This window comes from Nitrospira sp. (assembly GCA_029194665.1).
GTDB lineage: Bacteria > Nitrospirota > Nitrospiria > Nitrospirales > Nitrospiraceae > Nitrospira_D.
Window position 1 is genome coordinate 91,388 of record JARFXO010000008.1, and the last position, 23,641, is coordinate 115,028.

Below are 23,641 nucleotides of genomic sequence, written 5' to 3' on the forward strand. Positions count from 1 at the left end.
CGTATCGTCCGAAAGGTCTGAAATGTCACTACAAGGAAAAACCGCGATTGTCACCGGAGCCGCACAGGGTATCGGTCGGGCCATTGCCGAATGCCTTGCCCAAGCGGGGGCCGACATTGCCGTGGCCGATCTCGACCCCGGCCGCTCCGTGGAAACGGTCGCCTCCGTCGAAAAGCTGGGACGAAAGGCTCTGAACATTAAAGTCAACGTCGCCGACGCCAATGACACGAAGGCGATGGTCGAGCAAGTCCTGAAGGCTTGGGGGAAAGTGGACATCCTCGTCAACAATGCCGGTATCACCCGCGATGGCTTGTTGTTACGGATGAAGGAGGAAGATTGGAATCTGGTGCTTCAGATCAACCTAAACGGGACGTTTAACTGCACGAAAGCGGTCTTGCAGCCGATGACCAAGCAACGGTATGGTCGCATCGTCAACATCGCTTCGATCGTTGGCGTGATCGGGAACGCGGGACAGGCAAATTACTCGGCCTCGAAGGCGGCCGTCATCGGGTTTACAAAAACTGTCGGACGGGAATATGCCAGCCGTAACGTCACCGTGAATGCGGTGGCGCCTGGTTTCATCGACACGGCCATGACCCATGGGCTGCCGGCTGATGTGAAAGAAACGTTACTGAAACAAATCCCATTGGCACGATTGGGTACTCCGGCGGATGTCGCGGCGGCCGTGCGGTTTCTCGTGTCCGAAGATGCGGCCTACATCACCGGCCATGTCTTGCACGTGAATGGTGGGATGTTAATGGTATAGAAGCGTCGAATATGTGAGGATGTACGGCTGTCACAGATCCCCCTGTGGCGGTGCAGTGGGAGTCCTACCGGGGAAGGAGGTAGTCATAGCGATGGCAACTGTTGAAGAGCGGGTCAAAAAGATTATTGCTGAGCAGCTCGGTGTGGAAGAGGATGAGGTGACGCCGGAGGCCTCCTTCGTCGAAGATCTTGGGGCTGATTCGCTCGATACCGTCGAGCTTGTCATGGCGCTGGAGGAAGAGTTCTCGATCGAAATTCCCGATGAGGATGCAGAGAAGATTCTGACCGTTGGGAAGGCATTGGACTACATCAAGGAAAAATCCTAGGCATGTCAGGAGCATCTGATCACGCGGCACGGCGCGTTGTGGTCACCGGTCTTGGGGTGGTGACACCGTTGGGAACGGGTGTCGGGAAGACGTGGAAGGCGATCTGCGCCGGTGAGTCCGGGATCGGCCGAATCACTAGATTTGATCCGACGGGGTATGATGCTCAAATTGCGGGTGAGGTGAAAGATTTTGATCCTGCTCAGTTTATCGAAAAGAAAGAGATCAAGAAGATGGATACGTTCATCCACTACGCCGTGGGCGCAGCCCAGTTGGCGGTGGATGATGCCGGGCTAAAAATAAAGCCGGAGGAGGCCGCAAAGGTCGGAGTGTACATCGGCTCCGGAATCGGCGGGCTCGGATCGATCGAGCACTACCATGATGTGCTCAGAAGCAAGGGGCCGGGCCGGGTCTCACCGTTTTTCATTCCGATGACCATCATCAATTTGGCGTCCGGGCAAGTGGCGATTCGGATCGGAGCCAAGGGGCCTAACTCTTGCGCGGTAACGGCATGCGCCACGGGCAATCACTGCATTGGGGATGCGTACCGCCTGATTCAACGAGGTGAGGCCGATGTCATGGTGGCTGGCGGTGCCGAAGCGGCGGTCACTCCGCTGGGTGTAGCCGGATTCGCATCAGCCAAGGCCTTGTCGTTCCGGAACGATGACCCGACGAAGGCGAGCCGCCCGTTCGACAAGGACCGAGATGGATTTGTGTTGGGCGAGGGCGCGGGGGTCGTGGTGATCGAGGAGCTTGAACATGCCCTTCGGCGTGGGGTCAGACTGTACGGTGAGATCATCGGGTATGGGATGAATAGTGATGCGTATCACATTACGGCCCCACCGGAAGAAGGCGAGGGAGCCGTTCGTTGCATGGAGTTGGCCCTCAACGATGCGGGAATCAATCGTGATCAGATCGGGTATATTAATGCGCATGGGACGTCGACGATGGCCGATGCCATTGAGACTCGAGCGATCAAAAAGGTATTCGGCGAACAGGCGTTTCGTATTCCAATCAGTTCAACCAAATCCATGACCGGGCACCTACTTGGAGCCGCCGGTGGGGTCGAAGCTGTCGTCAGTCTTCTGGCGCTGTTTCACGGGATTCTCCCCCCCACGATCAATCTGGATCATCCGGATCCGGCCTGTGATTTGGACTATGTTCCGAATAAGGCACGACCTGCCGCCATTCAAACAGCGTTATCGAACTCCTTTGGATTCGGCGGAGTGAACGCCTGTTTGATCTTCAAGAGACCGGACGTGTAGTACGCGTGTCACGATGACGCCGGTTCCTTCAGCCGATCCTTTTCCTGCCATATCGAACTATCGCTTCACAAATGCGAGCTTCTTGACGGAAGCATTGACCCACAAGTCGTACGTGAATGAGCGCCGAGACTCCGGTCGAAACCATAATGAACGGCTTGAGTTCTTGGGGGATGCGGTCTTGTCGCTCATCATGAGCGATTATCTTGCGAGGCGGCATCCTGAGTTGTCCGAAGGAGCTCTTTCAAAACTTAAAGCCAAACTCGTGAGTGAAGCGTCATTAGCGAATGCCGCCAGGCGGCTGAATCTTGGCGCCAGGTTGAAACTTGGGCGAGGCGAGGAACTCTCGAACGGGCGGGACAAACCCTCGTTGCTGGCTGATGCGTTCGAGGCCATCATCGCGGCTGTCTATCTTGATGGAGGTTTGGAGGCGAGCCGAAGCTTCACTATTGAGGCGCTGATGGATGAATTACGGCAAATTGATGTCTTACAAGAAGAACCAGGAGGAGATGATTATAAGACGCGTTTCCAGGAATGGTGCCAAAAACGGTATGAACTGTTGCCTCGGTATGTCATCGTACGCGAAACCGGACCGGATCACCAAAAGGTATTTGAAGTGGAAGTGCATGTGAACGATCGGGCGTTGGGGATCGGCCGAGGATACAGCAAGAAGGAAGCGGAACAGGAGGCAGCGCAACGGGCGTTGGAGCAGTCTGAACGGTAATGCCGAGTCCATGCTAAGATGATCGACATTGTCATATGAAAGATATGGGAGGGGCTCATGCTGAAGCAATTCGAGTGGCGAATGCTGATGGGAGCGGTATTAGCGGTCGGTCTATCAGTCTCAGGTAACGCGGCGGTTGTCGCGGCTGATAACACCCCCGCGTCCAAGACTGAAACACCAAAAGGGTCGAGGGCGATCATCAAAACGAAATTCGGCGATATCGAAATCAAGTTCTATCCGGATGTCGCGCCAAAACATGTGGAGAATTTTGTCAAGCTAGCAAAGTCTGGATTCTACAACGGGACGATTTTTCACCGTGTCATCCCCGGTTTCATGATTCAAGGCGGAGATCCTAATACGAAGGACACGCTTAAAAAGGATACCTATGGGCAGGGTGGCCCCGGCCATACGATCAAGGCGGAGTTCAGCGATATCCCACACAAGCGTGGCATTGTTTCTATGGCCAGGGCAGCTGATCCGGATACGGCCGGCTCGCAATTTTTCATCGTGGTGGAGGATTCACGATTTCTGGATCGCAAGTACACCGTTTTTGGCGAAGTGACGAAGGGGATCGGAGTGGCCGACAAGATCGTCAACCTGCCGCGCGACGAGCGGGATAATCCGAGAGAGCGGGTGGAAATGACGGTCACGATCGTGGAGTAATTCCCCTCGACATTTGCGTTGGATGCTCATGTGCGACGGATCCTCAAGATGCCGCTCGGCTTTCTGATTCAGCCTCCAACACCGAGACGATAAATCCGCCTGCTGGAATCGCCAGTAGCGGGCAGGGCGTCTTGTGAATCACCCGCTCGCTATGGCTGCCCCGCAGCGCATCGAGAAAACCATGGCGCCCTTCGGTCGTCATGACGATGAGGTCCGCCTTGATCTCCTCAGCGGTTCCGCAGATCACGTCCACCACATCTCCTTGTTTGATGACGGTATCCCACTGCCAGCCGGGCATATCGGGGTAGTGGAGGTCGGGCATGTCCCCTTCTTCGCCGACATGGAGCACCGTAAAGACGCCGACCGGGCGATTGAGCCGGTAGGCCATCCGCACGGCGGCCTGGACTGCCGCCTGGCCAGGCGGCTTGGAGGCGACGGGAATCAAGATATTCGTCAACGAGACGGAACCATCGTGCGAGGAAACGAATCCGGCCGTGCCTTTCGGGATGAAGAGGGTCATCTGCCCTGACGCCAGCACAACCGGCATCGCCACGGACTTTCTAAGCCACGGAAGACCGGGTTTATTTTGATCAGTCGCGAGCACGATCAAATCCGTCGCGTGTTCGGCTAGATAGGATGTCACTGATTCCATGGGATCCGGATGGACTGCTTGGACCTTCTTGACGTGGATACCCAATTTGGCGACGTCAGATCGGCGACTGTTGATGGGCAGCAGGCCCCATCGCTCCAGCGCCGCACGTACACCGGGAAACTCCATCCATTCCGCATATCGATCGGAGGAGACATGAAGGATGGTCAGGTTGGCTTGAGCCATCAAGGCAGCTCTCAAGGCATGAGCGAACGCGGATTCACTTGCTGGGGAGAAATCGGATGGATGAAAGATGTTCCGAAGAATAGGGACGTTGAGCGAGTCGGGAAAAGACATCGGTACTCCCCCTTTGGGGCTTAACGTACCATGACAGGTGTTCCGACTTTCACTGGGGAGGTCCCTGGGTAGCTGATGGACGGCGTTCGCGCCTGGTGTTTTTCGTTTCTTGGGCCTGTTCCTGGACGAAGGTGAGCCGTGCATCGACCAGAAATTTCCTTGACCGATCGAGTGTGCGCTGGACTACAGCAGGCTAATTGTGGTGGTGCTTGCAGTCGGGACCATGAGTGTGTGTTTCGGCCGGGGGTGGTGGCAGGAAAGATTGTCCTGGCAAAAGAATGTGTCCCGCCTCACGTCTCTTCTTGAGCTGTGCCGCGATTTCCGGATGCTCCGTTCTTACATAACCAAGCAACCCTCCCAGAAACCGGCTCGACTGAAATCCATTCTCTGAAAATGTGGAGACAAATTGCACGGCGCGATCCAGGATGGCCAGAGCGTCGGAGGCACCGGCAATTTGTTCGGGATTCTGTTTTTGAAACGACTCATATTCCTTTGTGAGATGCTCGGCAAAAACCGCTGTAGGACCGGCTGGGACGTGGAGTGGGCTGAGCGTGCGACGGAGCGTCTGGAGTGCCGTGACAATCTCGAGATCCTGTCCATCCCTTCGTCCTTCAAAGTAGCCGAACGTGACCACTTCAATTAGATTGAACAGCGCCACGGCCTTGTGGCCTCCCAGCTGGTCCAGCTCCTGATAGAAGTCTCGCCGAACTGAGGCAAATCGCACGCCGAGTCTCTTTTGTTGGTAATCGCTCCCGCTGTCGAGATATGTGCAATCAGTGGGGCATGAGATCCGCGTCACGCGATGCTCTCCACAGCAAGGACTGCAGATCAATCCTCCGAGAGCAGGACACGGCCGTTTGCCCTTTCGATGGTGACAATAAGAGCACGAGCTCATTTCTTCGTTCCTTCCGGCCCGGGCTTGGGAGGTGGCGGGATGAATCCATAATCGGCTAGCGTGCGCTTCTCGCCTTTAGGCTTAGCCGATGACGGGGTTTCCAGCCCATTCATCTCGGCGGCATCCACATAGTGGTAGGGAACCAATATCAGGTTGTTCGCACGGTCGATGCCGATATCAGCCGGAGCGGGGAGATACTCGGCGATGACTTGGAATCGATGATCTCGAGTCATGCGCCAAATCTTGCCTTTTGTGATGTCTGATACGTACATGTTCCCCCATCGATCAAAATCTACTCCGCTCAGGTTTTCAAAGCGACCGGTAAAAAACCCGTTCGATTCCAGTTCGGTCAATCGTCCGTCCGGAGTGATCTCAAGAATCTTCCCTTTTTGGAGGCTCACAACGATGAGATGATTCGTCCCGGGGTGAATCGCAATTCCGGCTGGTCCTGCGAGCCGTTCATCATGGATCAAGAGGTCGATTCGATGATCGGCTGACGGATCAACCCGATAAATGGAGTTCGCCGCCTGATCCGAAACGTACAACAGACCGCCCGGCGCGGCCGCCACGTCGGTCAACGATACCGACGTAGGAGACGATCTGGAGAACGAGACAGTGGCGAAGAGTTTGCCTGACGTCTTGTCGAAAGCTTTCAGTTGATCGAGATCCGCGATGTAAAGAAGCGGTCCTACCAAGGCCATCCCTTTCGGGGCATGCAGCAACACGTTTGCCACTCCACCTTGGATGAATTTCAGCTCGGTGACCTTTCCTTCGGCATTCAATTTTGTGATAAAGCCGTTGTTGTCTCTGGCTTCCGGCTCGCCATTGATGTTGGAAATGAAATATTCCTTCCCAGACTGGTCGCCGATGAAGCTATTGGGTGATCCCAAACCGATGATTTGCGCGGCTTCACCGGGGAACGTCAAGCCTAGGATGAATGTAGTCGACAGTAGTAAGTGGTGATAGAACTTCACGAACAAAGGCGGGTTGTCCAAGTTTTAGCCGAGTTTCATCGTACCGGAGCGGCTAAGAGACTGTCAAGAAATGGCGATGAAGGTTGGAGGCAAGGAGTGCGATATGATGAAACGTTGACTTGCATAAAATTCCCCTGTTAAGTTGCGGCGGTTTGATCGGCAGAATAGTTACAGGGAGGGGATCGTGGCCGCACAATTGATTGATGGAAAAGGGCTCGCGCAACAGGTTCGCGATCGTCTGGCAAAAGAATCGGCGGAACTGTTCGCCAAGAAGGCGATGAAACCGGGCCTTGCGACCATTTTGGTCGGTGACGATCCCGCTTCGCATGTCTACGTTCGAAACAAGCAAAAGGCCTGCGAATTAGCGGGGATCTACGTTGACGATCACAAACTGCCTGGGAGCACGACGCAGGCTGAACTGTTGGCGTTGATCGACAAAAAGAACAGCGATCCCAAAATCCATGGAATCCTGGTTCAGCTCCCGCTGCCCAAACACATCGACAGCCAGGTGATCCTAGAAGCAGTTTCGCCACTGAAAGATGCGGATGGGTTTCATCCCTACAACTTCGGCCGACTGGTGGAGGGACACCCGGTCTTCGAAGCCTGTACCCCTAAGGGTGTCATCAAGATGATCGAATCGACCGGGGTGACAATAGAAGGCAAGCGGACAGTTGTGCTGGGACGGAGCAATATTGTCGGGAAGCCGTTGGCGCTAATGCTGCTTCAACGGAATGCGACGATCACCATCTGTCATTCAAAAACCAGAGACCTTCCCGCAGTTTGCCGTGAGGCGGAGTTGTTGCTCGTCGCAATCGGAAAGGCGAAGTTTGTGACGGCCGACATGGTGCGTGAAGGTGCGGTCGTTATTGATGTAGGGACCAACAAGACTCCCGAAGGCAAGCTGTGCGGCGACGTAGATTTTGACGCAGTCAGCCAAAAAGCCGGCTGGATCAGCCCTGTCCCCGGTGGGGTCGGCCCGATGACCATCGCGATGCTGCTGGAAAATACCGTGGAGTCGGCCAAGAGAGCTGCAGGGATGCTATGAGGAGCCATCCATGAGTCGAGAGCCACAGCGCCTAATCGATGTCCTCAACCGAGGGACGTTTGCAGTCACGGTCGAGTATAACCCCCCCAAGGGCACCAACATCTCGTCCGTTCTTGAGAGTGCCAAACAGCTTGTCGGGCTGGTACACGGAGTGAATGTCACCGACAATACGGCCGCCGTGGTTCGGGCCGGATCACTTCCAGTCTGTCGTCTGTTGTATGAGTTGGGGCACGACCCCGTGATGCAGTTGACCTGCCGCGATCGCAATCGGATCGCCATGCAGTCGGATCTGATGGGCGCCCACATGCTGGGGATTCGAAATATTCTGTGTCTCACGGGCGATTATCCGACGGTCGGTGATCATAAGGAGGCCAAGCCGGTGTATGATCTCGATTCAGTCCAAGTCATGCAACTCGTGCAAGGATTGAACAACGGTCACGACATGGCTGGGCATAAGTTGGACGGTTCGACGGCATTTACGATCGGCGCCGCCGTCACACCGGAGGCCGACCCACTCGGGCCCATGCTGGCCAAGTTTGAAGTGAAGGTGAAGGCGGGCGCCCAATTCTTCCAAACCCAAGCGGTGTACCATCCTGAGCAGTTCGCGGGCTTCATGAAATCGGTCCAGCCCTATAAGGTCAAGGTTCTTGCCGGTATCCTTGTGCTGCGTAACCACAAGATGGCGGAATTCATGAACGCGCATATTCCGGGCATCTCGGTTCCAAGCGAGATGATCGATGAACTCAAAGCTGCCGGTGAGAAGGCAGAGGATGTCGGGGTGGAGATTGCCGTACGGACGATCCAGGCGGTCCGGCCGCATTGCGACGGCGTTCATATCATGGCGATCAAAGCCACGCATCGGTTGGCCGAGATCATCGCCAAAGCTGAATTGAACTGATGACGATCCTCGATTTCCAGCAGCTCAAACGAGAGAGGAAAAAACTCGCCGTCGTGACGGCCTACGACGCGCTGTTCGCGCGCATCGTAGAGCAAGCGGGCATACGGGTGGTTCTGGTCGGGGATTCGCTGGGTATGGTCGTGCAGGGGAAACCCAATACGCTTACGGTGACGATGGACGACATGCTCTACCACACCAAGCTGGTCGCAGGCGTGGTGCAGCGAGCGCTGGTGATTGCGGACATGCCGTTTATGTCCTATCAGACCAGCACAGAGGAGGCCCTGCGCAATGCGGGCCGATTGCTGCAAGCAGGCGCCGCTGCGGTGAAGCTGGAGGGGGGTGCTGTGATGGCAGATCGAATCAAAGCCATGACGAGCGTTGGCATTCCTGTCATGGGCCACCTGGGGATGACACCGCAATCAGTCTATGCATTGGGCGGATACAAAGTCCAAGGTAAAGCCGACGCTCACGCCTCCCGGCTTTTGGAAGATGCAAAGGCTCTTGAAGCAGCCGGCGCATTCGCGCTGGTACTGGAAGCGGTGCCTGCCGATCTAGCCAAAAAGGTTACTCAAGCCCTTTTGATCTCCACCATTGGTATTGGAGCAGGCCCTTATTGCGATGGCCAAGTGCTGGTGCTCTATGATCTCCTTGGGCTCTTCGATACTTTCATCCCGAAATTCGTCAAGACCTACGCTCATCTCAAAGCCGACACGCTCCAAGCCCTGACTCGTTATAAAGAAGAAGTGGAACAGGGGAAATTCCCTTCGGATTCTGAGAGTTACCACTAGATCACCCACATAGCTTCTCCTGCCCTCCCGCACCCAAGGGTTTCATGTTTCTGCGTGGTGCCAAGACCTATCTCCTATTCAAAAGAGGGGGAGGACAGGGCTGAGTCCGTTTGATAGGGTCCGACCATACGATTTACATCGGCGAATGGACAGGCTTGATGGACTGGATTCAATGGTTGCTGAGCCGGGAGCTCCAGCAGTTTGTCTTCGCCCATGATCTCTTCATTCCTCTTTTGTTTACGGCGAGGGTGATCTTCGTCACAGCGCTGGAATGGATGACACCGGCGAGAAAGGTGCCCTATCGGTCCATCTTCCTCATGGACATCGTGGGGGCCACGCTGGTCGGGTATCTGCTGCTCCCTGTCGCCTTGGTTGTGAGCGAACGGATCGTGATTCGGCCGCAGTTGCCGGAATTTGTCTCGGCCCTTCCGACTGCGACGGCTTTTGCCCTCTACTATGTGGTTGGAGACTTTGGCGCCTACTGGGTACATCGATTTCTGCACCTGAGCCCGTTTTGGCGCATCCATAAGTGGCACCATTCTCCGAGGCACATGTACTGGCTGGCCGGGTACCGAGCCTCGCTCCCGCAACAGGTATTGTTCAACTTGCCCTGGATGACGGCATTTTCGGTTTTCGGCCATGCTCCATGGTGGGTGTATTGGGTGGTCTTGTCTTCCCACATGTTGTTGAACGATTGGATGCACATGAACGTCACCTGGCGATCGAATTGGCTAGAATGGATCGTTGTGACGCCGCGGTATCACCATGTCCATCACAGTGAGAACCTGGCACATGCCAATGTGAATTTTGGAGTGACGTTCTCGGTTTGGGACCGGCTGTTCGGAACCTATGTCGATCCGGAGGAACTCAAGGCGTCGATTACCTTCGGGATCGGTGAGCAGGTTCCCCTGGCGCGTCTGGTCGCAGGGGTCTGAACTGGGTGTGCGTCAACGTCGTGTCTGCCCGTCAACCTGAAACACCGACCGATCTTCCAATCGCACCGCTGTCAGTTGTCGTCCCCACACGCAGCCGCTATCGATGGCCAGCAGATTAGGCTCCAGGTGTAGGCCGAGTGCAGCCCAATGGCCGGTAATGATGGTCGTATCCGCACTGCGGCGAGCGGGGAGACGGAACCAAGGGAAATAGCCTGGCGGTGCCTTTTCCGGCGGACCGGAAAAGTTCGAGGTGTCGCCGGTCGGTGTACAGGTGCGAAGTCGCGTTAGTACATGGGCAACGGTGACCAACCGTGACACGCCAGTAAGGTTGGGGCTCCACGTGACCGCCGGCTCATGGAAGAGTGATCGCAAGAACGATTGGAAGCCCTCACCGCGCAGGGCGGTCTCGACATCGCCGGCCAATTGATCGGCATCTTGCGTTGTCCATTGAGGGAGTAGCCCCGCATGGATCATGAAGAACGACCCCTCCTGGTGATGCAAGGGCTGGTGTCGGAGCCAGTCGATCAAGTCCAGCCGGTCGTCGGCTTTCAATACGTCGCCTATCGTATCCTTGGGTCGAAGTGCCACCACCCCTTCCGAGACTGCAAGAAGAAAGATGTCGTGGTTGCCGAGCACCACACGTGCGGATGGTCCGAGCGAACGGATGTAACGAAGCACACCAAGTGAATCGGGTCCGCGATTGACGAGATCGCCGACGAACCAAAGACGGTCGCAGCTCGGATCAAATTGGATAAGGTCGAGAAGCCGTTGCAAGGCGTCATGGCATCCCTGCACATCGCCGATCGCATAGGTCGCCATGCTTACCGTGAGCTAAATCGATACAAAGAGGCCATATCCAAGGACCTTCGAGTCCCGACTGGTGTGCTGTTGTTCAGTTAAGGAAACTTGGCTTCGATCTTACTGGAAAGCCCGCCGCGCGCCGTGAAGGTGCCGGTGACCTTTGCCCATACGGGATGGCAGGCTTTAACAATATCGTGAAGGATTTTGTTGACGGCATTTTCATAGAAGATGCCGAGATTGCGGTAGGCGTGGATGTACATTTTAAGCGCTTTCAGCTCAAGACATTCTTTATCAGGCATATAATGCAATGTAATGGTTCCGAAGTCCGGCAAGTTGGTTTTAGGACAAATCGCCGTATACTCAGGGATCTCAATCGTAATTTCATACCCCTTATATTGATTCGGGAAGGTCTCGATGTCAGGAAGCGTGGCGCTGATTCCGCTCTTTGCATGCCGCTCGTTGTAACCCAATTTCGTGGTCTTTTGCTTGCCCCTCATTTTCTCCCCTTCTCCACGCTGGCCCATTCATAGTTGCTTCATCCATTCTGTTTGGCCGATTTTCTCCAGTTCTATATAAAGTGAGACCCATGGACATTTCATCTCGGGGTAGACCTCGCACAGCCCACCTTTGCGAACCCCTCCGCAAGGACCGTGCGCCATGAATTTCGGACATTCGGCTTTGACGGAATCGTCCGGAATCGGCGGACGTTTATGAACTCCGCCGACATGGAAACCGGCATCATCTTCACCCGGGATGAGAACGCGTAGTGGCATGCTGTGCAGTGTAAACGGAATGTGATAGATCGGCAATGTCTAAACGTGAATTGTTAAAAAGTTCGGAGCTGCCTGCTCTTGTGGTTTACTCGTTTTGGTCGTTGGGGCGAATGACCTACCCCGCCGACTGAAACTAGGTCTTCTTTTGGATACCTTAGGCCCTCTTAGAAGTTGCTTTGATTTTCACGACGTTATACTATTGCAGAAAATATCGTCGAAAATTCATGGCGGGGACTGTTGATGAGACTGTTGATGAATAGAGACGAGAAAGAGTCGAGAAAAGGTTGAGCAAAGATTGACAGTCTTTTTTCGGCTTTGCTAGTATGCGCAATGCTTGGTGAGTGTAAAGTAGTGGTCTGATTGTCAAATCCTCAAGTCCTCAAGTTTTCTTCGATGCATGTGGAAGCGGTGTGAAGAAGAAGATGAGCAGCGGCTGACCGTTGCCAACGATATAAGGGAGGTGCCTGATGAGTCTTGATTATGTCAAGTTTTCCAATGGATTTGAGAAGTTTATGCCGAAGGAATATCGGGACATGGTGGAACATGGACCTTTTGGAAAGAAGGTCACTGTTTCACAAATGGGGAGTTTCAAAGAAGTGTTGGAAGAACACCCCATGTGTGCCGGCTGTGCCATGACGCTTTTTATCCGGCTCGCCATGATCGCATTTCCCAACCCCGAAGACACCATTACTGTCGGGACTGCTGGTTGCGGCCGTCTGGCCATCTCTCAGGCGGCGATTCCCTTTGTCTACGGCAACTACGGTGATCAAAACGGAGTGGCGAGCGGCCTGTCCCGCGGCCTCCGTCTTCGTTTCGGCGACAAGCCGAAGGATGTGGTTGTGATGGCCGGCGACGGTGGTACGGCGGACATCGGCTTCCAGCAGGTCCTTCACTCCTGGTTCCGCAAAGAGCGGTTCACGACGATCATGTTGGACAACGAAGTCTATGGGAATACCGGTGGTCAGGAGAGCGGCATGACCAACCGCGGCGCCGTGCTGAAGATGGCACCGCTCGGCAAGAAGTTTGAGAAGATGGATATGCTGCAGATGGCGAAGGTTGCCGGCTGCGCCTATGTCGCCACGGTGGTGCCGAACAATCCGCGCCGTGTGGAAAGCGTGATCAAGAAAGCGGTGTTGATTGCGCGCGAAGTTGGATCGACCTACATTCAAGCCTACACGTCCTGCAACATCGAGTACGCCATTCCGACCGACAAGGTCATGGAAGATGCGAAGACGGTCGAGAATGATCGGTATCAGTTCACGGAATATGTCAGCGACGAAGCGAAGCAATACCTCACTGAGCGTTACGGCTACAAAGAATTCCTTGCCAAGCCGGCTGCTCCAGCCGCCGCGATTCCCGGCAAAGCTTAGGCGTTCACGAGGAGGTCCATCATGGCGAAAAGATTCAATATTCGGATGGCAGGCGTCGGAGGGCAGGGAGTCGTCACCGGCTCGCATATTCTCAGTACCGCCGTGATCAATGCAGGCGGCGAGAGCACCATCGTGCCGTTCTATGGGTCGGAAAAGCGGATGGCGCCGGTCGAAAGCTATGTTCGGGTATCGGACGAGCCGATTTACGAAATCGGTGAAATCACGTTTCCGCACATCATCATCATCTTCCATCCGCAGGTCATCACCCATGGCAAGTCCTATACGATGCCGTTCTATTTCGGCCTGAAAGAAGATGGAGTGGCGTTGATCAACAACGACGGGCCGATGAATCTTCATAGAGATCAGGCGGCTGAGCTCAAAGAACGTCGCGCGAAGCTCTATTACTTCCCAGCGACGAAGATCTCGCTGGAGGTCGCGGGCATGGACCTCGCCACCAACATGGCGCTGATGGGCTGCATCGGCGCGATTACAGGGCTGACGAGCATGGCGGGGTTGGACCAGGCCGTCAAGGACCGGTTCCTCGGGAAAGGTTTTGTGGTATCCGGCGGTACTGCCGCCCTCGACAGTGTCGTCGAACGGAAGTTCAAGAAGAAACAGGAGCTGATCGATAAGAACGTCGCCGTCATGCGGGCTGGATGGAACTATGCTGTCGACCATGGCTGGGCCGCGGCCGATGTCAAGCGCGCTGAAGAGCCGGTGGCGGTGGCCACTGCATAAAGGAGCACCATGTACCTTGTAGCCGATATCAGCGTTGAAATCTGTGCCTCGAAGAGCTGCAAGCTCTGCACGCAATATTGCCCGGAGGCCAATACTATCCAGTACAGCGAGGAGATGGGCAAGGATCAAGGATTCAAGTACGGTTCGGCCTACGTAGCGGTGGATCGCTGCAAGGGCTGTGCGCAATGTGTGTGGGTCTGCGACAACATGGCCAAGAACTACGCGATCAAGATGATCATGATCGATCAATTGCCGAAGGCGGCGTTGACGGACAATATTACATACGGCGAAAAGAGCACAACGGCCGTCTTGGCTAGTCCGGTCGTTGGATAAGACCTGAGGAAGGGGGAAGGGCGTGGCAACAACACAGGATACTCGAGAGCGCATCATCGTACCAGGGCCTGCGGGCTTCCATCCTCCCTCAGCCGCACAGCTAGGGGTGTCGCTGCCGGATCCAGGGGAGGGATTATTTTATGGTTTGCTCGAGCCGAACGAAGAAGTGGTGATTGAAGAGATGGCTCGTAAGATGCTGACGAGCCCAAACGCGACGCTCTTCCCTGGACCACTGTTGCTCTGGGCCTGGAACGATCATGCGGTTGAAAAAGCAAAGGCCACGCTGGAAATTGCCGCGCAGATTCCGGAAGTCATGATCATTCCGATGCCGGACTATCGGCCGAAGTATCCGAAGATCGACCCGGAAGAAGTCATCAACCCTAATCATCCGAATCTGACGATCTGGGGCAATAAGATCGAAGCCTGTATCTTCATCGGCGTGCACTGCCATTATGCGAATCTGACCCTCAAGATGATCCGGGCGGGAACGAATTGCTGCACCATGGCGATCTGCGCGGAACAAGGCCATGAGGATGCGATGCTGACGATCCGAGACTCCGATACGCTTAAGATCAAGCGCGTAGCGCAGATTTTTAAGCGTGTCCGTGAAGAGATGGGGATCAAGTTACCGGAAAATGGTGAAAATGTCCGCTTTACCGGCACGCAATCCAAGGTGCATGGCGGTAAGACCCACACGAACCCGATGGCGTTCGCTCCAACTCCAGGTGGGACGGGTAGTGCGGCGATGTTCGGTCATTCTGCCGAGCACATGAAGCGGGAAGGATAAGGCCGGGCGGCAACGCTCGAACTAGCCAAGAGGTGTAACTATGAGCGAGACCGAAGTCAAAACCAATCCACAGGGTGATCCGATTACCAGCGTTGCGGTGCCAAAGTCGGATGGGAAAAAAGATCCCCATGGGGAAGCAAAGCGACAAAAGGTCGTGACACCTGAGTACCTGTTCCTCGAAGCACCGCGGACGAAGGAATTCATCACCGGGAGCGAAGCGGCAAAGGAAGCGGTTCGCCGCTCGAACGTGGATTTGGCCATCGCCTACCCGATTACCCCCCAGAGCGAAACCATGCAGCTGGTCGGCGTGCTCTACGGCGAAGGCTACGTGAAAGAGTATTATCGTGGTGAAGAAGAAGTCGGTGTTATGGCGGCAATCGCCGGTGGATCGCGCGCGGGTGTCCGTTGCTATACGGCCACGGCAGGACCAGGTACGCTACGTGGTTTGGAGGGTATCGCCTCCTGGCCCGGCCATCGTCTCCCAGTCGTTGCCATGTTTACCTGCAGGGTGGTCAACGCACCGCTCGCGATTCAGCCGGACAACATTGAAGTGTCCTACTTGCTGAACTGCGGGATGATTGTGTTCCATGCCGAGAACCAGCAGGACATGTTCGATTTCACGATGGCAGGCTTCACGATCAGTGAAAAGAACGATGTGACCTTGCCGGTTGGGGTTTGTTGCGATGGATTCTTCGTCACGCATGCCCGCGGTTATGTGCGGATGCAGGATCGTGGTATCAAGTTGCCGCCGCGTGAAGCCTGGCGTGGTGCGGTCCCGGTGCTGGATGCGGAGAATCCTCCAGCTCGCCTGTCTCGCGATGCCCCGGTCCAGAAGTCGAACTTCATGGCTTACAACATTCACGCAGTCTGGCAGCAAGAGGTGTGGGCGGCCGTTGAACGTTCCCGCAAGTACATCAATAAGTACATGGGTGGCTTGGTGACGGCGGAAAACGTCGAGGGTGCGGAAGCCATCATCATCGCTTCCGGCAGCGCGGCGGCCCAATCGCGCGAAGCGGTGCGTCTCTGCAAGGACAAGGGCCTCAACGTCGGGTTGATCAAGGTTCGTTCGCTCCGTCCATTTCCGACGAAGGAACTGCGTGAGCTGTGCAAGAATACAAAGCTGATCGTCGTGCCGGAATTCAACTACGTCGGCTGGTTGGCCAAGGAAGTGGCGACCGCGGTCTATGGGTACTCCAAAGCTAAGATCATCGGCGGTCCGCGCGTGTATGGGGGTCAGTCGATGCCGGTGGAATTGATCCTGGACGAAGTCGAATCCGGTCTGACCGGCAAGAAGTCCACGAATGTCGCGATGTCGCAGGTCATGGGTGGGGCCGTCAGTCACGACGAGGTTGCCCAGTTCATGCGGAGCATCTGATAAGGCGTTTCTTAGTAAAGGGAAAAGAGCCTGGCCGGGAAACCGGGCAGGCTCTTTTGCTTTTTGGTGCCCCGCGTTATACGTGAATCGCTACACGTTATTCGTCATGAGTGGTCTCCTGCGTTTCACGAATAACGATTCACGAACGGCGCCGGTCAACCTTGGATCTCGTCCTCAACCATCTCCTCGCTGGCCGGCATGCCATAAGCGACATACTTCGCATAGGACAGATAGATTGCCGCACTATCAGTCATGGCTTTTGAGCCAGCCGTCAGTCGAACGACCTTGTCGGAGCCGGGTGGTTCCACGTTCTGCAGCATTGTGACGTGGTCATGCAGGAGCGTGATGTACCGTTCCACCGCTGATTCAACTTCTTTGTAAGCCTTCAGGATTTCATCCGTCATGGTTGTCCTCCGTAATAGGTCGAGCATACACTAGCCTCATGCAATGCCTCAACGCCACGGTTTCACCGTTACTCCTTGAGGCCATCGCTGAACGGATCGAGAGCGAGGATCTCTCCCAAAAAAAGTTAGGGCAGGCAGTGGCGGCGCTTTCCAAGAGCTTCACTAAAGAGCGGAGTCGTCTATCCCGAACATATCTAGACGATGAGTTTTTGGGGGCTGCGTATCTTCAGTATTTCATGCCCGTCAATCTGGCGAAAATCCGGTTGTTGCTCGATGAGATGCCGACTCCGAAACCGGTCGAGGGGTTTTCCGTTCTCGACATTGGTTCGGGGCCGGGAACCGGGGCTCTGGCGGTCCTTGACTGGTGGTCTCAACGAAAGTTGCCATATGCCTTATCAGTTACCGCTGTCGATAGTTCGACGGTAGCCCTCAGACAAGCCAGGAAGTTATGGGATCGCTACTGTCGGGTGGCCAGTATTCAGGAAGCGGACTTGCGGACGTGTGAGGGAGATTTGGAGCGACGAGCCTGGTTGGAACAGGTTCGACAGAAGTGGCCGTTTGATCTCATCATTCTTGCCAATTGTTTGAATGAGATCTTTGCAGACGCAGGCGATCCCATCATGGCGCGAACTACCTTTGTTGACCAGTCTCTAGCGTTACTGGCACCGCACGGCACGATGATGATCGTCGAGCCGGCGTTACGAGAAACTTCTCGCGCACTCCATCGGGTGCGCGATCGATTGCTTCAAGAGAAACGGTGCACTCTCTATAGCCCCTGTCTCCATGAGCAGAATTGCCCAGCCTTAGCCAAGGCTGACGATTGGTGCCATGAAGAACGGGCATGGGAACCACCTGTGATTATTCAGGAGATCGACGAGCAAGTAGGCTTCATCAAGGATGCGTTGAAATTTTCGTACGTATTGTTGCGAAAAGACGGCAAGACCATCGTCGACCGGAAGCCGGATGTCTATCGCGTTGTCAGTGAACTGCGGGTCATGAAGGGGGAGAAAAGAGCCTGGCTTTGCAACGAGCAAGGCCGACAAGAAGTCGGGCGGCAGGATCGCCTGGCGTCTCCTCACAACGAATCATTCGATCAGTGGCATCGTGGCGCGATCGTGCAAATTGAGCGGATCGTTCGAAAGGAACGAGGAGACAAGGCGTCGGCATTGGGACGCATCGAGCGGGATACGGCTGTACAAATCGTTCGTTCAGCATAGCCAAAAGCAGGCGCTGAACGGATGTGCGCTCCAGTGAAGTCTCCTTGAGCATAAGCACGGCGCGGCGTAGAATGGCCTCCGAATGTTCGAGCGGGTTCTAAAACAACTCCGTTCATTGATCAGGAAACGTCAGTACATTATCACGATTCATGCGCTTGAGGAGATGGATGAGGATGACGTTCTAGCCGAAGACATTGAGAACGTCATTCTGACCGGACAGATTGTCGAGCGACAAGTTGATCGTGCCACCAAGGAAAGAAAATATGTCTTGGAGGGAGCGGACTGTTCCGGTCAGCCTGTGCATGTCGTCTTGAAGATCGGACCAACAGGGAAGGCGGTCATAATCACCGTCTATCGTGAGGAGGATTGATGCAGTGTGATCTCTGTGGCGCTCAGGCAGCCACTATCAAGAAGGCGACGAAAAGTTTTGGCCGAGGTGGCAGTCTTGTCGTCATCGAGAACATTCCAATTGTCCATTGCGCTCGGTGTCATGAATCGTACCTCACCGCGGATACGGCCCGCGAACTCGACCGTATCCGTAAGAATCGTCGCAGTCTAGGAAAGCCCAAGCGGGTACTCGTCGCATCGTTCAAGAAAAGCGCGGCGTAGAGTAGAGGATTTGCTTCCGATTTGTCGACGGCGATGCGTATGATGTTGAATTGACCGACTGTCATTGAGGTGAGGCATGGCTATCCCTAACAAAGGAGTTCGGAAAGTGCGTCCGACGCATCCAGGTGAGATGCTGCGAGAAGATTTCCTGCCCGACTATAAGCTGAACGTATCAGGCTTTGCCAAGGCTATTGGGGTATCGCGCCAGACTGTGAACGAAGTACTGCGAGAGAGGCGGGCTGTGAGCCCGGAAATGGCGCTACGGCTCTCTCGTCTGTTCGGAAACAGCCTTGAGTTCTGGTTGAATGCCCAGAGAGCGGTCGATCTGTGGGAGGCGGCGAAGGCAAGCCAAGGGCAGAATCAATCGTATTTCGCCGCTGAGTGCAGCCTAGCGAGGTTATTCAATCTGAATGCACAATCCTCCACATAAGCGAAGGACACTTCAGGCAAAGGGAGGGCGCATCATGAATCCACGACTACCCATTTTCCTGAGCTACGCGGACGAGGACAAATCATACTTGAATGAATTTGTTACTCACCTAAAGCTACTGCAAATGCAAGACCAGGTGTGTGCGTGGTCAGACCTCGACTTAGCCCCTGGTGCAGAGTGGGAGCGGGACATCGGTATATCTATCGACAGTGCACGTGCAGCTGTTCTGTTCGTAAGTCAACATTTCCTAGCCTCCGACTTTGTGAGAAAAAGTGAGCTGCCAAGACTCCTTAATGAACGTAAGGCAAAGGGACTCCCTATATTGCCGTTAATAGTTAGCCATTGCGTGTTTAGCCTGACGACTTTCAAATACCCAGACCCTGATCTCGGTCCGGACGAGTTTGTTTTGTCCTCGATTCAAACAGTAAACAAGCCGCATGAACCTTTGAGTTCCCTCCATCAGAACCAGAGAGACGAAGTGTTCGCTAGGTTAGCTGGACAACTGCATAAGATTTGGAAGCGCGAAGCTGGCTAACGGTTGGTTGCAAGCTGCAACTGGGAACACTTTCTATCTGTCGCGATGTTGCGAGTACATAAAGGCCTGTGGAAGAGCTATACTGCGTGGGCATGAAAGGGTCTCACAGGCCATCTGTATGCCGTAGACCCAACCAGAGCTGTGCTTCATCTGAAGGTGACGGGTCCATAAGCGACTCGTCGCCGTTGTATTTTTTAGAGCGGCGCTGCGCGGTGCTGCATCGCGAATCGCAGAGGCGAGGGTACCACGCTTACCGAAAGGTTGCAGTCTGAAGCATGAGGACGGCGGCGCATGTTTGAAGTTCAGGCCCAGCAACGCGGAGCCTGAACAAGTTTGCGACGCCGAGCGACCTGAGGTTAGCGCGGTCGAGCCGAAGCGTGTGAGCAGGGTAGGACTGGTCAGTGCTGGTCAATCTTTCTTATTGGCTAGGTGGACGGAACGGTGACGGCTATTGCTGAAAGCCGAACTGGCTAGTGTAGTGTTTCATTAATACGTTGGCATTGACCGTTCGCCCTGAGCTTGTCGAAGGGCAAGTGTTTTCAACCGGTTCCGTTCATGGTTCGACAGGCTCACCACGAACGGAAGGTGAAGGAACTTGTGGGTCACTACACTAGTCCGCTTCAGGCTCTGAACTGCCGTGCTGGTGGGAGACCTTGTCCTCTTCGAACAGATCCGCCATTTCTTCGGCCATCACAGCACTATCATCCTGAATGGCGATCAACGGGATTTCTTTTCTCTCCTTGGGTTTCTCTTCCGGATCGGAGAGGTCAGACTGTTTTGGTTGATCAGTCATGCGACTTAGTATACACCAGCGACGGGAACAAGGTTGATTTATTCAAACGCTTCCAACGACGATTTCTCAGGGAATTGCCGCTTGCAATTCCGACAGGTCACGAAGTAATAGGCATCTCGTACGGATAACGTGGCTCGAAAATCGAGATCAACCCCCTGATGGTTGCAGGCTGTGCAGGAAATCTCTCTTAACCGGAGCGGCACATCCGGCTGTGTCCGCAGATAGAACTCCATGTCGGTATAGACGGGAAACGTGTAGTAACACTTCTTGCAGATGCCTCGCCAGTCGCCGTCTGTTCCCATGAACCGTTCGTCGATCGCGAAGCTGGACTGTTTGCAAACGGCGCATGGGACCGTATTCAAGCGACGTTCGACTTCCTGCTGAGTGATAGTGACCATGTTGAGACGAGTATAACGGGCGGGGAAATGAAATCGCAACCACAAGAGAGCAGAGGGGAATAGCTTGACGTCGCTCACGGTGCGGCTATACTGAAAACGCCGTGCATCAGATTACAGACATTCTGCTGGTAGGCAGCATTATCGATGCGGAGGAGCCTCCGTCGACGATCGGCACACTCCTGCTGGTCGCCGAAGAGTTTACGATCACACCGGCTGCCTGGGTGGACTATCATCGGATTCCTTTTCGAGAGTTTGCCAAGGCCGATCCTGCCAGGCTGATGGAAGCCGTTCAATGGCTGGAGCCACGCGCACGAAAAGGTCGGACCCTGGTCTGTTGCCGGGCCGGTATGGGCCGCTCGGTTTCTGTGGTCATGGCCTATCTCTGCTGCATCGAAGGCCGGACTTATGATGAAGTCTTGAAGTTGGTCATGGCTCGGCGCCCTGGTGCCATGCCTCTGCCGAACCTTCAAGTTGCCATTGAACAGGTCCGCCAACTCCGGCGCGCTAGTAATTCTGCCGTCCCTCGATAGTGATCTTTTCCCCCGATCCGCCAAGCCCGTCTTGCCTTTCCTCACTTCTCATGGCGTAATGGAGCTCCTCTCTAGCGCTTAACCTGGATGAGTTATGCCGGAGCTTCCAGAAGCTGAAGTCGTTGCGCGACAGATCCGTTCACGTCTCCTTGGGGCACAATTGCGTGATGTGTGGGTCGGACGGGCGGATATCGTTCGAGAAGGCTACAGCACCGTGGCTTGGTATCGAGGCGTCGGCCTGCAATCTGTCGAGCGATTCGGCAAGAGTATCGTTCTGGGATTTACGAAGGCTCAAGCCGGTCGCTATGTGGTGGCTGAACTCGGGATGACCGGACTGCTCTTGTTCCAGTCGGCTCGGACGAAACATCCTCAGCATACCCATGTCAGGTTATCGTTCGAAGGAGCCAGTGAGCCGGAACTACGCTACTGGAATCCTCGTCGGTTCGGACGTCTTTCCCTCCTGGACAAGCCGGGCCTTGAGCGATATCTCGTTCGTCGGTTCGGGGCGGACCCACTTCTCGTGTCCCAGCCTGAATTTGTGCGAGTTCTGACAGAGCGACGCGGTCGGCTGAAGTCGCTCCTGATGCATCAACAAGTCATCGCCGGTATCGGGAATATCTACGCGAATGAGATTCTCTTTAGAGCCGGCTTGCACCCACATGTTCAGGTCGGCAAACTATCGGTGGGCAGGATTGAAAAGCTCTACCGGATCATGCGTGAGGTCCTTCACGAGGCGATTGCCTGCGGAGGCTCGAGCGTCCGAGATTTTATTTCTCCCGATGGAACGGAGGGACAATACAAGCGGCGGCATCTGGTCTATGGGAAAGCGGGTCAGCCCTGTCCACAGCACTGTGGCGGGATCATTCAACGTTTTCAAGGGGAACGGAGCGCATATTTTTGTCCCCGATGCCAGTCTCTTCGCTCTACAAAGTAACGGGCAGAGGCGAAAAAAGTACTTACATTTTCACGGCTTAGTAAGGGCTAGGTTTGAAAGTTTCACGCTAGGCCTTTTGATCCGCTTCACGGTAGTCCCTCTGGTGTCTTGAGTCATCCCGTTGATTTCCGCTACAATCCGGCTCCCCTATACGACTGAGTTGAATACGAAGGAGAACGATCATGGCAAAGGTCTTGGAAGGTCCCGGGATGGGATTGATGAAGAAGTGGGGAATTCACGTTCCACATTATGCGGTTGTCACCTCTGCGGACGAACTCTCCAAGCTTGGTCAAGTCAACGAGTGGATGAAACAGACTAAATTGGTTGCCAAAGCGCATGAAGCGCTGGGCTCTCGGTTTAAGCTCGGTCTGGTGAAGGTCGGCCTCGATCTGAATGGGGCGGTGGCGGCAACCAAAGAAATGATCGGTCGCCAGGTCGGGAGCATTACCATCTCGCAGGTCATTGTCTCTGAGATGGTTCCCCACAAAGAGGAATACTATTGCGCGGTGAAGTCCACTCGGGAAGGTGTCGAGATCCTTGTCGCCAATTGCGGCGGGATCGAAGTGGAGTCCAATTGGGAGCGAGTGAAGCGCTTGTGTCTCGATATCGGGCAAACTCCTTCCTCGGACCAGCTTGAAAAACTCGCGAAGGATGCAGGATTTACAGGCCCGGTCGCCAAGAAGATGGCCGACTTCGCCGGAAAGATGTTTGCCTGTTTCGACAGCGAAGATGCGCAGTATCTCGAAGTGAATCCTGTCGTCACGCGCGAGAGCGACGGTGAGTTGATTGCGCTCGATGCCGTGACGCTGCTGGACGGTGACGCCAAATTCCGCCATCCGGATTGGAATTTCCAGTTCGCCGCAGAGTTTGGGCGTGCCTACAGTCGAGATGAAGTGGAAGTCATGGGGGTCGACAGCAAAATCAAGGGGTCCGTCAAGTTCATCGAAATTCCAGGCGGCGATACGGCGATGCTGCCGGCCGGCGGCGGCGCGAGCGTCTACTATTCCGATGCCGTCGTGGCGCGAGGCGGCAAGTTGGCGAATTATGCCGAGTATTCAGGTGATCCCCCCGATTGGGCCGTTGAGGTGCTGACGGAAAAGGTCTGCTCCTTGCCCGGCATCAAGAATATCATCGTCGGCGGGGCGATCGCCAATTTTACCGACGTGAAGAAGACCTTCGGCGGCATCATCAATGGATTTCGCAAGGCAAAGGGTGACGGCAAGTTAAAGGGGGTGAAAATTTGGGTGCGCCGTGGTGGGCCTCGTGAAAAAGAAGGCCTTGACGCGATGCGCGCGCTGAAGGACGAGGGCTTCGACATTCACGTCTTCGACCGCAACACCCCGCTGACGGACATCGTCGACAAAGCGCTTCAGAAATAGCAACGAGGACTCAGGAC

General features: G+C 55.0%; 29 protein-coding genes. 21 read left to right on the forward strand and 8 right to left on the reverse strand.

Annotated features, from left to right (window positions below; translation table 11 throughout):
• Nucleotides 1-22 precede the first annotated feature (22 nt).
• The 5 genes from fabG to P0119_21605 all read left to right on the forward strand — a co-directional run bounded on the left by fabG (nucleotide 23) and on the right by P0119_21605 (nucleotide 3,737).
• The gene (fabG, locus tag P0119_21585) at nucleotides 23-766 is read left to right on the forward strand and encodes a 3-oxoacyl-[acyl-carrier-protein] reductase (protein MDF0668651.1); all 744 of its coding nucleotides are present in this window, start codon (nucleotides 23-25) and stop codon (nucleotides 764-766) included.
• A gap of 91 nt (nucleotides 767-857) precedes the next feature.
• Nucleotides 858-1,091, forward strand: coding sequence for an acyl carrier protein (gene acpP, locus P0119_21590; GenBank protein ID MDF0668652.1), 234 nt, complete (start codon nucleotides 858-860; stop codon nucleotides 1,089-1,091).
• A 2-nt stretch (nucleotides 1,092-1,093) separates the two neighbouring features.
• Complete coding sequence (gene fabF, locus P0119_21595; GenBank protein MDF0668653.1) at nucleotides 1,094-2,353, forward strand: beta-ketoacyl-ACP synthase II; 1,260 nt, start codon at nucleotides 1,094-1,096, stop codon at nucleotides 2,351-2,353.
• 13 nt (nucleotides 2,354-2,366) lie between these two features.
• The gene (gene rnc / locus P0119_21600; GenBank protein ID MDF0668654.1) at nucleotides 2,367-3,074 is read left to right on the forward strand and encodes a ribonuclease III; all 708 of its coding nucleotides are present in this window, start codon (nucleotides 2,367-2,369) and stop codon (nucleotides 3,072-3,074) included.
• Nucleotides 3,075-3,131: 57 nt separating this feature from the next.
• Nucleotides 3,132-3,737, forward strand: coding sequence for a peptidylprolyl isomerase (locus P0119_21605; GenBank protein ID MDF0668655.1), 606 nt, complete (start codon nucleotides 3,132-3,134; stop codon nucleotides 3,735-3,737).
• Between the two features lie 43 nt (nucleotides 3,738-3,780).
• Here P0119_21605 and P0119_21610 read toward each other — a convergent pair whose 3' ends face one another.
• From P0119_21610 to P0119_21620, 3 genes are all read right to left on the reverse strand, one after another.
• The gene (locus P0119_21610; protein MDF0668656.1) at nucleotides 3,781-4,683 is read right to left on the reverse strand and encodes a universal stress protein; all 903 of its coding nucleotides are present in this window, start codon (nucleotides 4,681-4,683) and stop codon (nucleotides 3,781-3,783) included.
• Between the two features lie 193 nt (nucleotides 4,684-4,876).
• Nucleotides 4,877-5,482, reverse strand: coding sequence for a hypothetical protein (locus P0119_21615; protein MDF0668657.1), 606 nt, complete (start codon nucleotides 5,480-5,482; stop codon nucleotides 4,877-4,879).
• Nucleotides 5,483-5,574: 92 nt separating this feature from the next.
• Nucleotides 5,575-6,573, reverse strand: coding sequence for a hypothetical protein (locus P0119_21620; GenBank protein ID MDF0668658.1), 999 nt, complete (start codon nucleotides 6,571-6,573; stop codon nucleotides 5,575-5,577).
• A gap of 163 nt (nucleotides 6,574-6,736) precedes the next feature.
• On the opposite strand from P0119_21620, the gene folD reads away from it, so the two are divergent.
• The 4 genes from folD (at nucleotide 6,737) to P0119_21640 (ending at nucleotide 10,218) form a co-directional block, all read left to right on the forward strand.
• Nucleotides 6,737-7,597 (forward strand): bifunctional methylenetetrahydrofolate dehydrogenase/methenyltetrahydrofolate cyclohydrolase FolD, encoded by an 861-nt coding sequence (gene folD / locus P0119_21625; protein ID MDF0668659.1) that lies wholly within the window; start codon nucleotides 6,737-6,739, stop codon nucleotides 7,595-7,597.
• 10 nt (nucleotides 7,598-7,607) lie between these two features.
• Entirely contained in the window at nucleotides 7,608-8,495 is an 888-nt protein-coding gene (locus tag P0119_21630; GenBank protein MDF0668660.1) for a methylenetetrahydrofolate reductase, read from the forward strand.
• A complete protein-coding gene (gene panB, locus P0119_21635) occupies nucleotides 8,495-9,283 on the forward strand; it encodes a 3-methyl-2-oxobutanoate hydroxymethyltransferase (protein MDF0668661.1) in 789 nt (262 codons plus the stop codon). The genes P0119_21630 and panB overlap by 1 nt, the downstream gene beginning before the upstream one ends.
• 158 nt (nucleotides 9,284-9,441) lie before the next feature.
• On the forward strand, nucleotides 9,442-10,218 hold the full coding sequence (locus P0119_21640) for a sterol desaturase family protein (protein ID MDF0668662.1): 777 nt from the start codon (nucleotides 9,442-9,444) through the stop codon (nucleotides 10,216-10,218).
• A gap of 12 nt (nucleotides 10,219-10,230) precedes the next feature.
• On the opposite strand, the gene P0119_21645 is transcribed toward P0119_21640, so the two are convergent.
• Nucleotides 10,231-11,037, reverse strand: coding sequence for a symmetrical bis(5'-nucleosyl)-tetraphosphatase (locus tag P0119_21645; GenBank protein ID MDF0668663.1), 807 nt, complete (start codon nucleotides 11,035-11,037; stop codon nucleotides 10,231-10,233).
• Between the two features lie 77 nt (nucleotides 11,038-11,114).
• Entirely contained in the window at nucleotides 11,115-11,543 is a 429-nt protein-coding gene (gene queF, locus P0119_21650; protein MDF0668664.1) for a preQ(1) synthase, read from the reverse strand.
• Nucleotides 11,544-12,259: 716 nt separating this feature from the next.
• On the opposite strand from queF, the gene P0119_21655 reads away from it, so the two are divergent.
• From P0119_21655 to P0119_21675, 5 genes are read left to right on the forward strand one after another with little or no spacing between them, the layout of a single operon-like run.
• On the forward strand, nucleotides 12,260-13,162 hold the full coding sequence (locus tag P0119_21655; GenBank protein MDF0668665.1) for a thiamine pyrophosphate-dependent enzyme: 903 nt from the start codon (nucleotides 12,260-12,262) through the stop codon (nucleotides 13,160-13,162).
• 21 nt (nucleotides 13,163-13,183) lie between these two features.
• Nucleotides 13,184-13,900 (forward strand): 2-oxoacid:acceptor oxidoreductase family protein, encoded by a 717-nt coding sequence (locus P0119_21660; protein MDF0668666.1) that lies wholly within the window; start codon nucleotides 13,184-13,186, stop codon nucleotides 13,898-13,900.
• A 9-nt stretch (nucleotides 13,901-13,909) separates the two neighbouring features.
• On the forward strand, nucleotides 13,910-14,233 hold the full coding sequence (locus P0119_21665; protein MDF0668667.1) for a pyruvate ferredoxin oxidoreductase: 324 nt from the start codon (nucleotides 13,910-13,912) through the stop codon (nucleotides 14,231-14,233).
• Between the two features lie 22 nt (nucleotides 14,234-14,255).
• Nucleotides 14,256-15,020 carry a carbon monoxide dehydrogenase beta subunit family protein gene (locus P0119_21670; protein MDF0668668.1) on the forward strand — a complete coding sequence of 255 codons (765 nt, stop codon included), beginning with the start codon at nucleotides 14,256-14,258 and terminating at the stop codon, nucleotides 15,018-15,020.
• Between the two features lie 40 nt (nucleotides 15,021-15,060).
• Nucleotides 15,061-16,395: a transketolase C-terminal domain-containing protein gene (locus P0119_21675; protein ID MDF0668669.1), complete on the forward strand. Its 1,335-nt coding sequence runs from the start codon at nucleotides 15,061-15,063 to the stop codon at nucleotides 16,393-16,395.
• 155 nt (nucleotides 16,396-16,550) lie between these two features.
• Here P0119_21675 and P0119_21680 read toward each other — a convergent pair whose 3' ends face one another.
• Nucleotides 16,551-16,799: a hypothetical protein gene (locus P0119_21680; protein ID MDF0668670.1), complete on the reverse strand. Its 249-nt coding sequence runs from the start codon at nucleotides 16,797-16,799 to the stop codon at nucleotides 16,551-16,553.
• A 38-nt stretch (nucleotides 16,800-16,837) separates the two neighbouring features.
• On the opposite strand from P0119_21680, the gene P0119_21685 reads away from it, so the two are divergent.
• From P0119_21685 to P0119_21700, 4 genes are all read left to right on the forward strand, one after another.
• The gene (locus P0119_21685) at nucleotides 16,838-18,016 is read left to right on the forward strand and encodes a small ribosomal subunit Rsm22 family protein (protein ID MDF0668671.1); all 1,179 of its coding nucleotides are present in this window, start codon (nucleotides 16,838-16,840) and stop codon (nucleotides 18,014-18,016) included.
• 82 nt (nucleotides 18,017-18,098) lie between these two features.
• A complete protein-coding gene (locus P0119_21690; GenBank protein ID MDF0668672.1) occupies nucleotides 18,099-18,386 on the forward strand; it encodes a DUF4258 domain-containing protein in 288 nt (95 codons plus the stop codon).
• Entirely contained in the window at nucleotides 18,386-18,625 is a 240-nt protein-coding gene (locus P0119_21695) for a type II toxin-antitoxin system MqsA family antitoxin (protein MDF0668673.1), read from the forward strand. Before P0119_21690 ends, P0119_21695 begins: the two co-directional genes overlap by 1 nt.
• Before the next feature lie 76 nt (nucleotides 18,626-18,701).
• A complete protein-coding gene (locus tag P0119_21700) occupies nucleotides 18,702-19,055 on the forward strand; it encodes a HigA family addiction module antitoxin (protein ID MDF0668674.1) in 354 nt (117 codons plus the stop codon).
• A gap of 1,145 nt (nucleotides 19,056-20,200) precedes the next feature.
• Here P0119_21700 and P0119_21705 read toward each other — a convergent pair.
• A complete protein-coding gene (locus P0119_21705; protein ID MDF0668675.1) occupies nucleotides 20,201-20,383 on the reverse strand; it encodes a hypothetical protein in 183 nt (60 codons plus the stop codon).
• A gap of 38 nt (nucleotides 20,384-20,421) precedes the next feature.
• Nucleotides 20,422-20,859, reverse strand: coding sequence for a hypothetical protein (locus P0119_21710; GenBank protein MDF0668676.1), 438 nt, complete (start codon nucleotides 20,857-20,859; stop codon nucleotides 20,422-20,424).
• A 23-nt stretch (nucleotides 20,860-20,882) separates the two neighbouring features.
• Between P0119_21710 and P0119_21715 the strand changes: the two genes are divergently transcribed.
• From P0119_21715 to P0119_21725, 3 genes are all read left to right on the forward strand, one after another.
• Nucleotides 20,883-21,311, forward strand: a complete 429-nt coding sequence (locus P0119_21715; protein MDF0668677.1) for a dual specificity protein phosphatase — start codon at nucleotides 20,883-20,885, stop codon at nucleotides 21,309-21,311.
• 94 nt (nucleotides 21,312-21,405) lie between these two features.
• The gene (gene mutM, locus P0119_21720) at nucleotides 21,406-22,245 is read left to right on the forward strand and encodes a bifunctional DNA-formamidopyrimidine glycosylase/DNA-(apurinic or apyrimidinic site) lyase (protein ID MDF0668678.1); all 840 of its coding nucleotides are present in this window, start codon (nucleotides 21,406-21,408) and stop codon (nucleotides 22,243-22,245) included.
• 182 nt (nucleotides 22,246-22,427) lie between these two features.
• Nucleotides 22,428-23,624 (forward strand): ATP citrate lyase citrate-binding domain-containing protein, encoded by a 1,197-nt coding sequence (locus tag P0119_21725; GenBank protein ID MDF0668679.1) that lies wholly within the window; start codon nucleotides 22,428-22,430, stop codon nucleotides 23,622-23,624.
• Nucleotides 23,625-23,641: the final 17 nt, after the last annotated feature.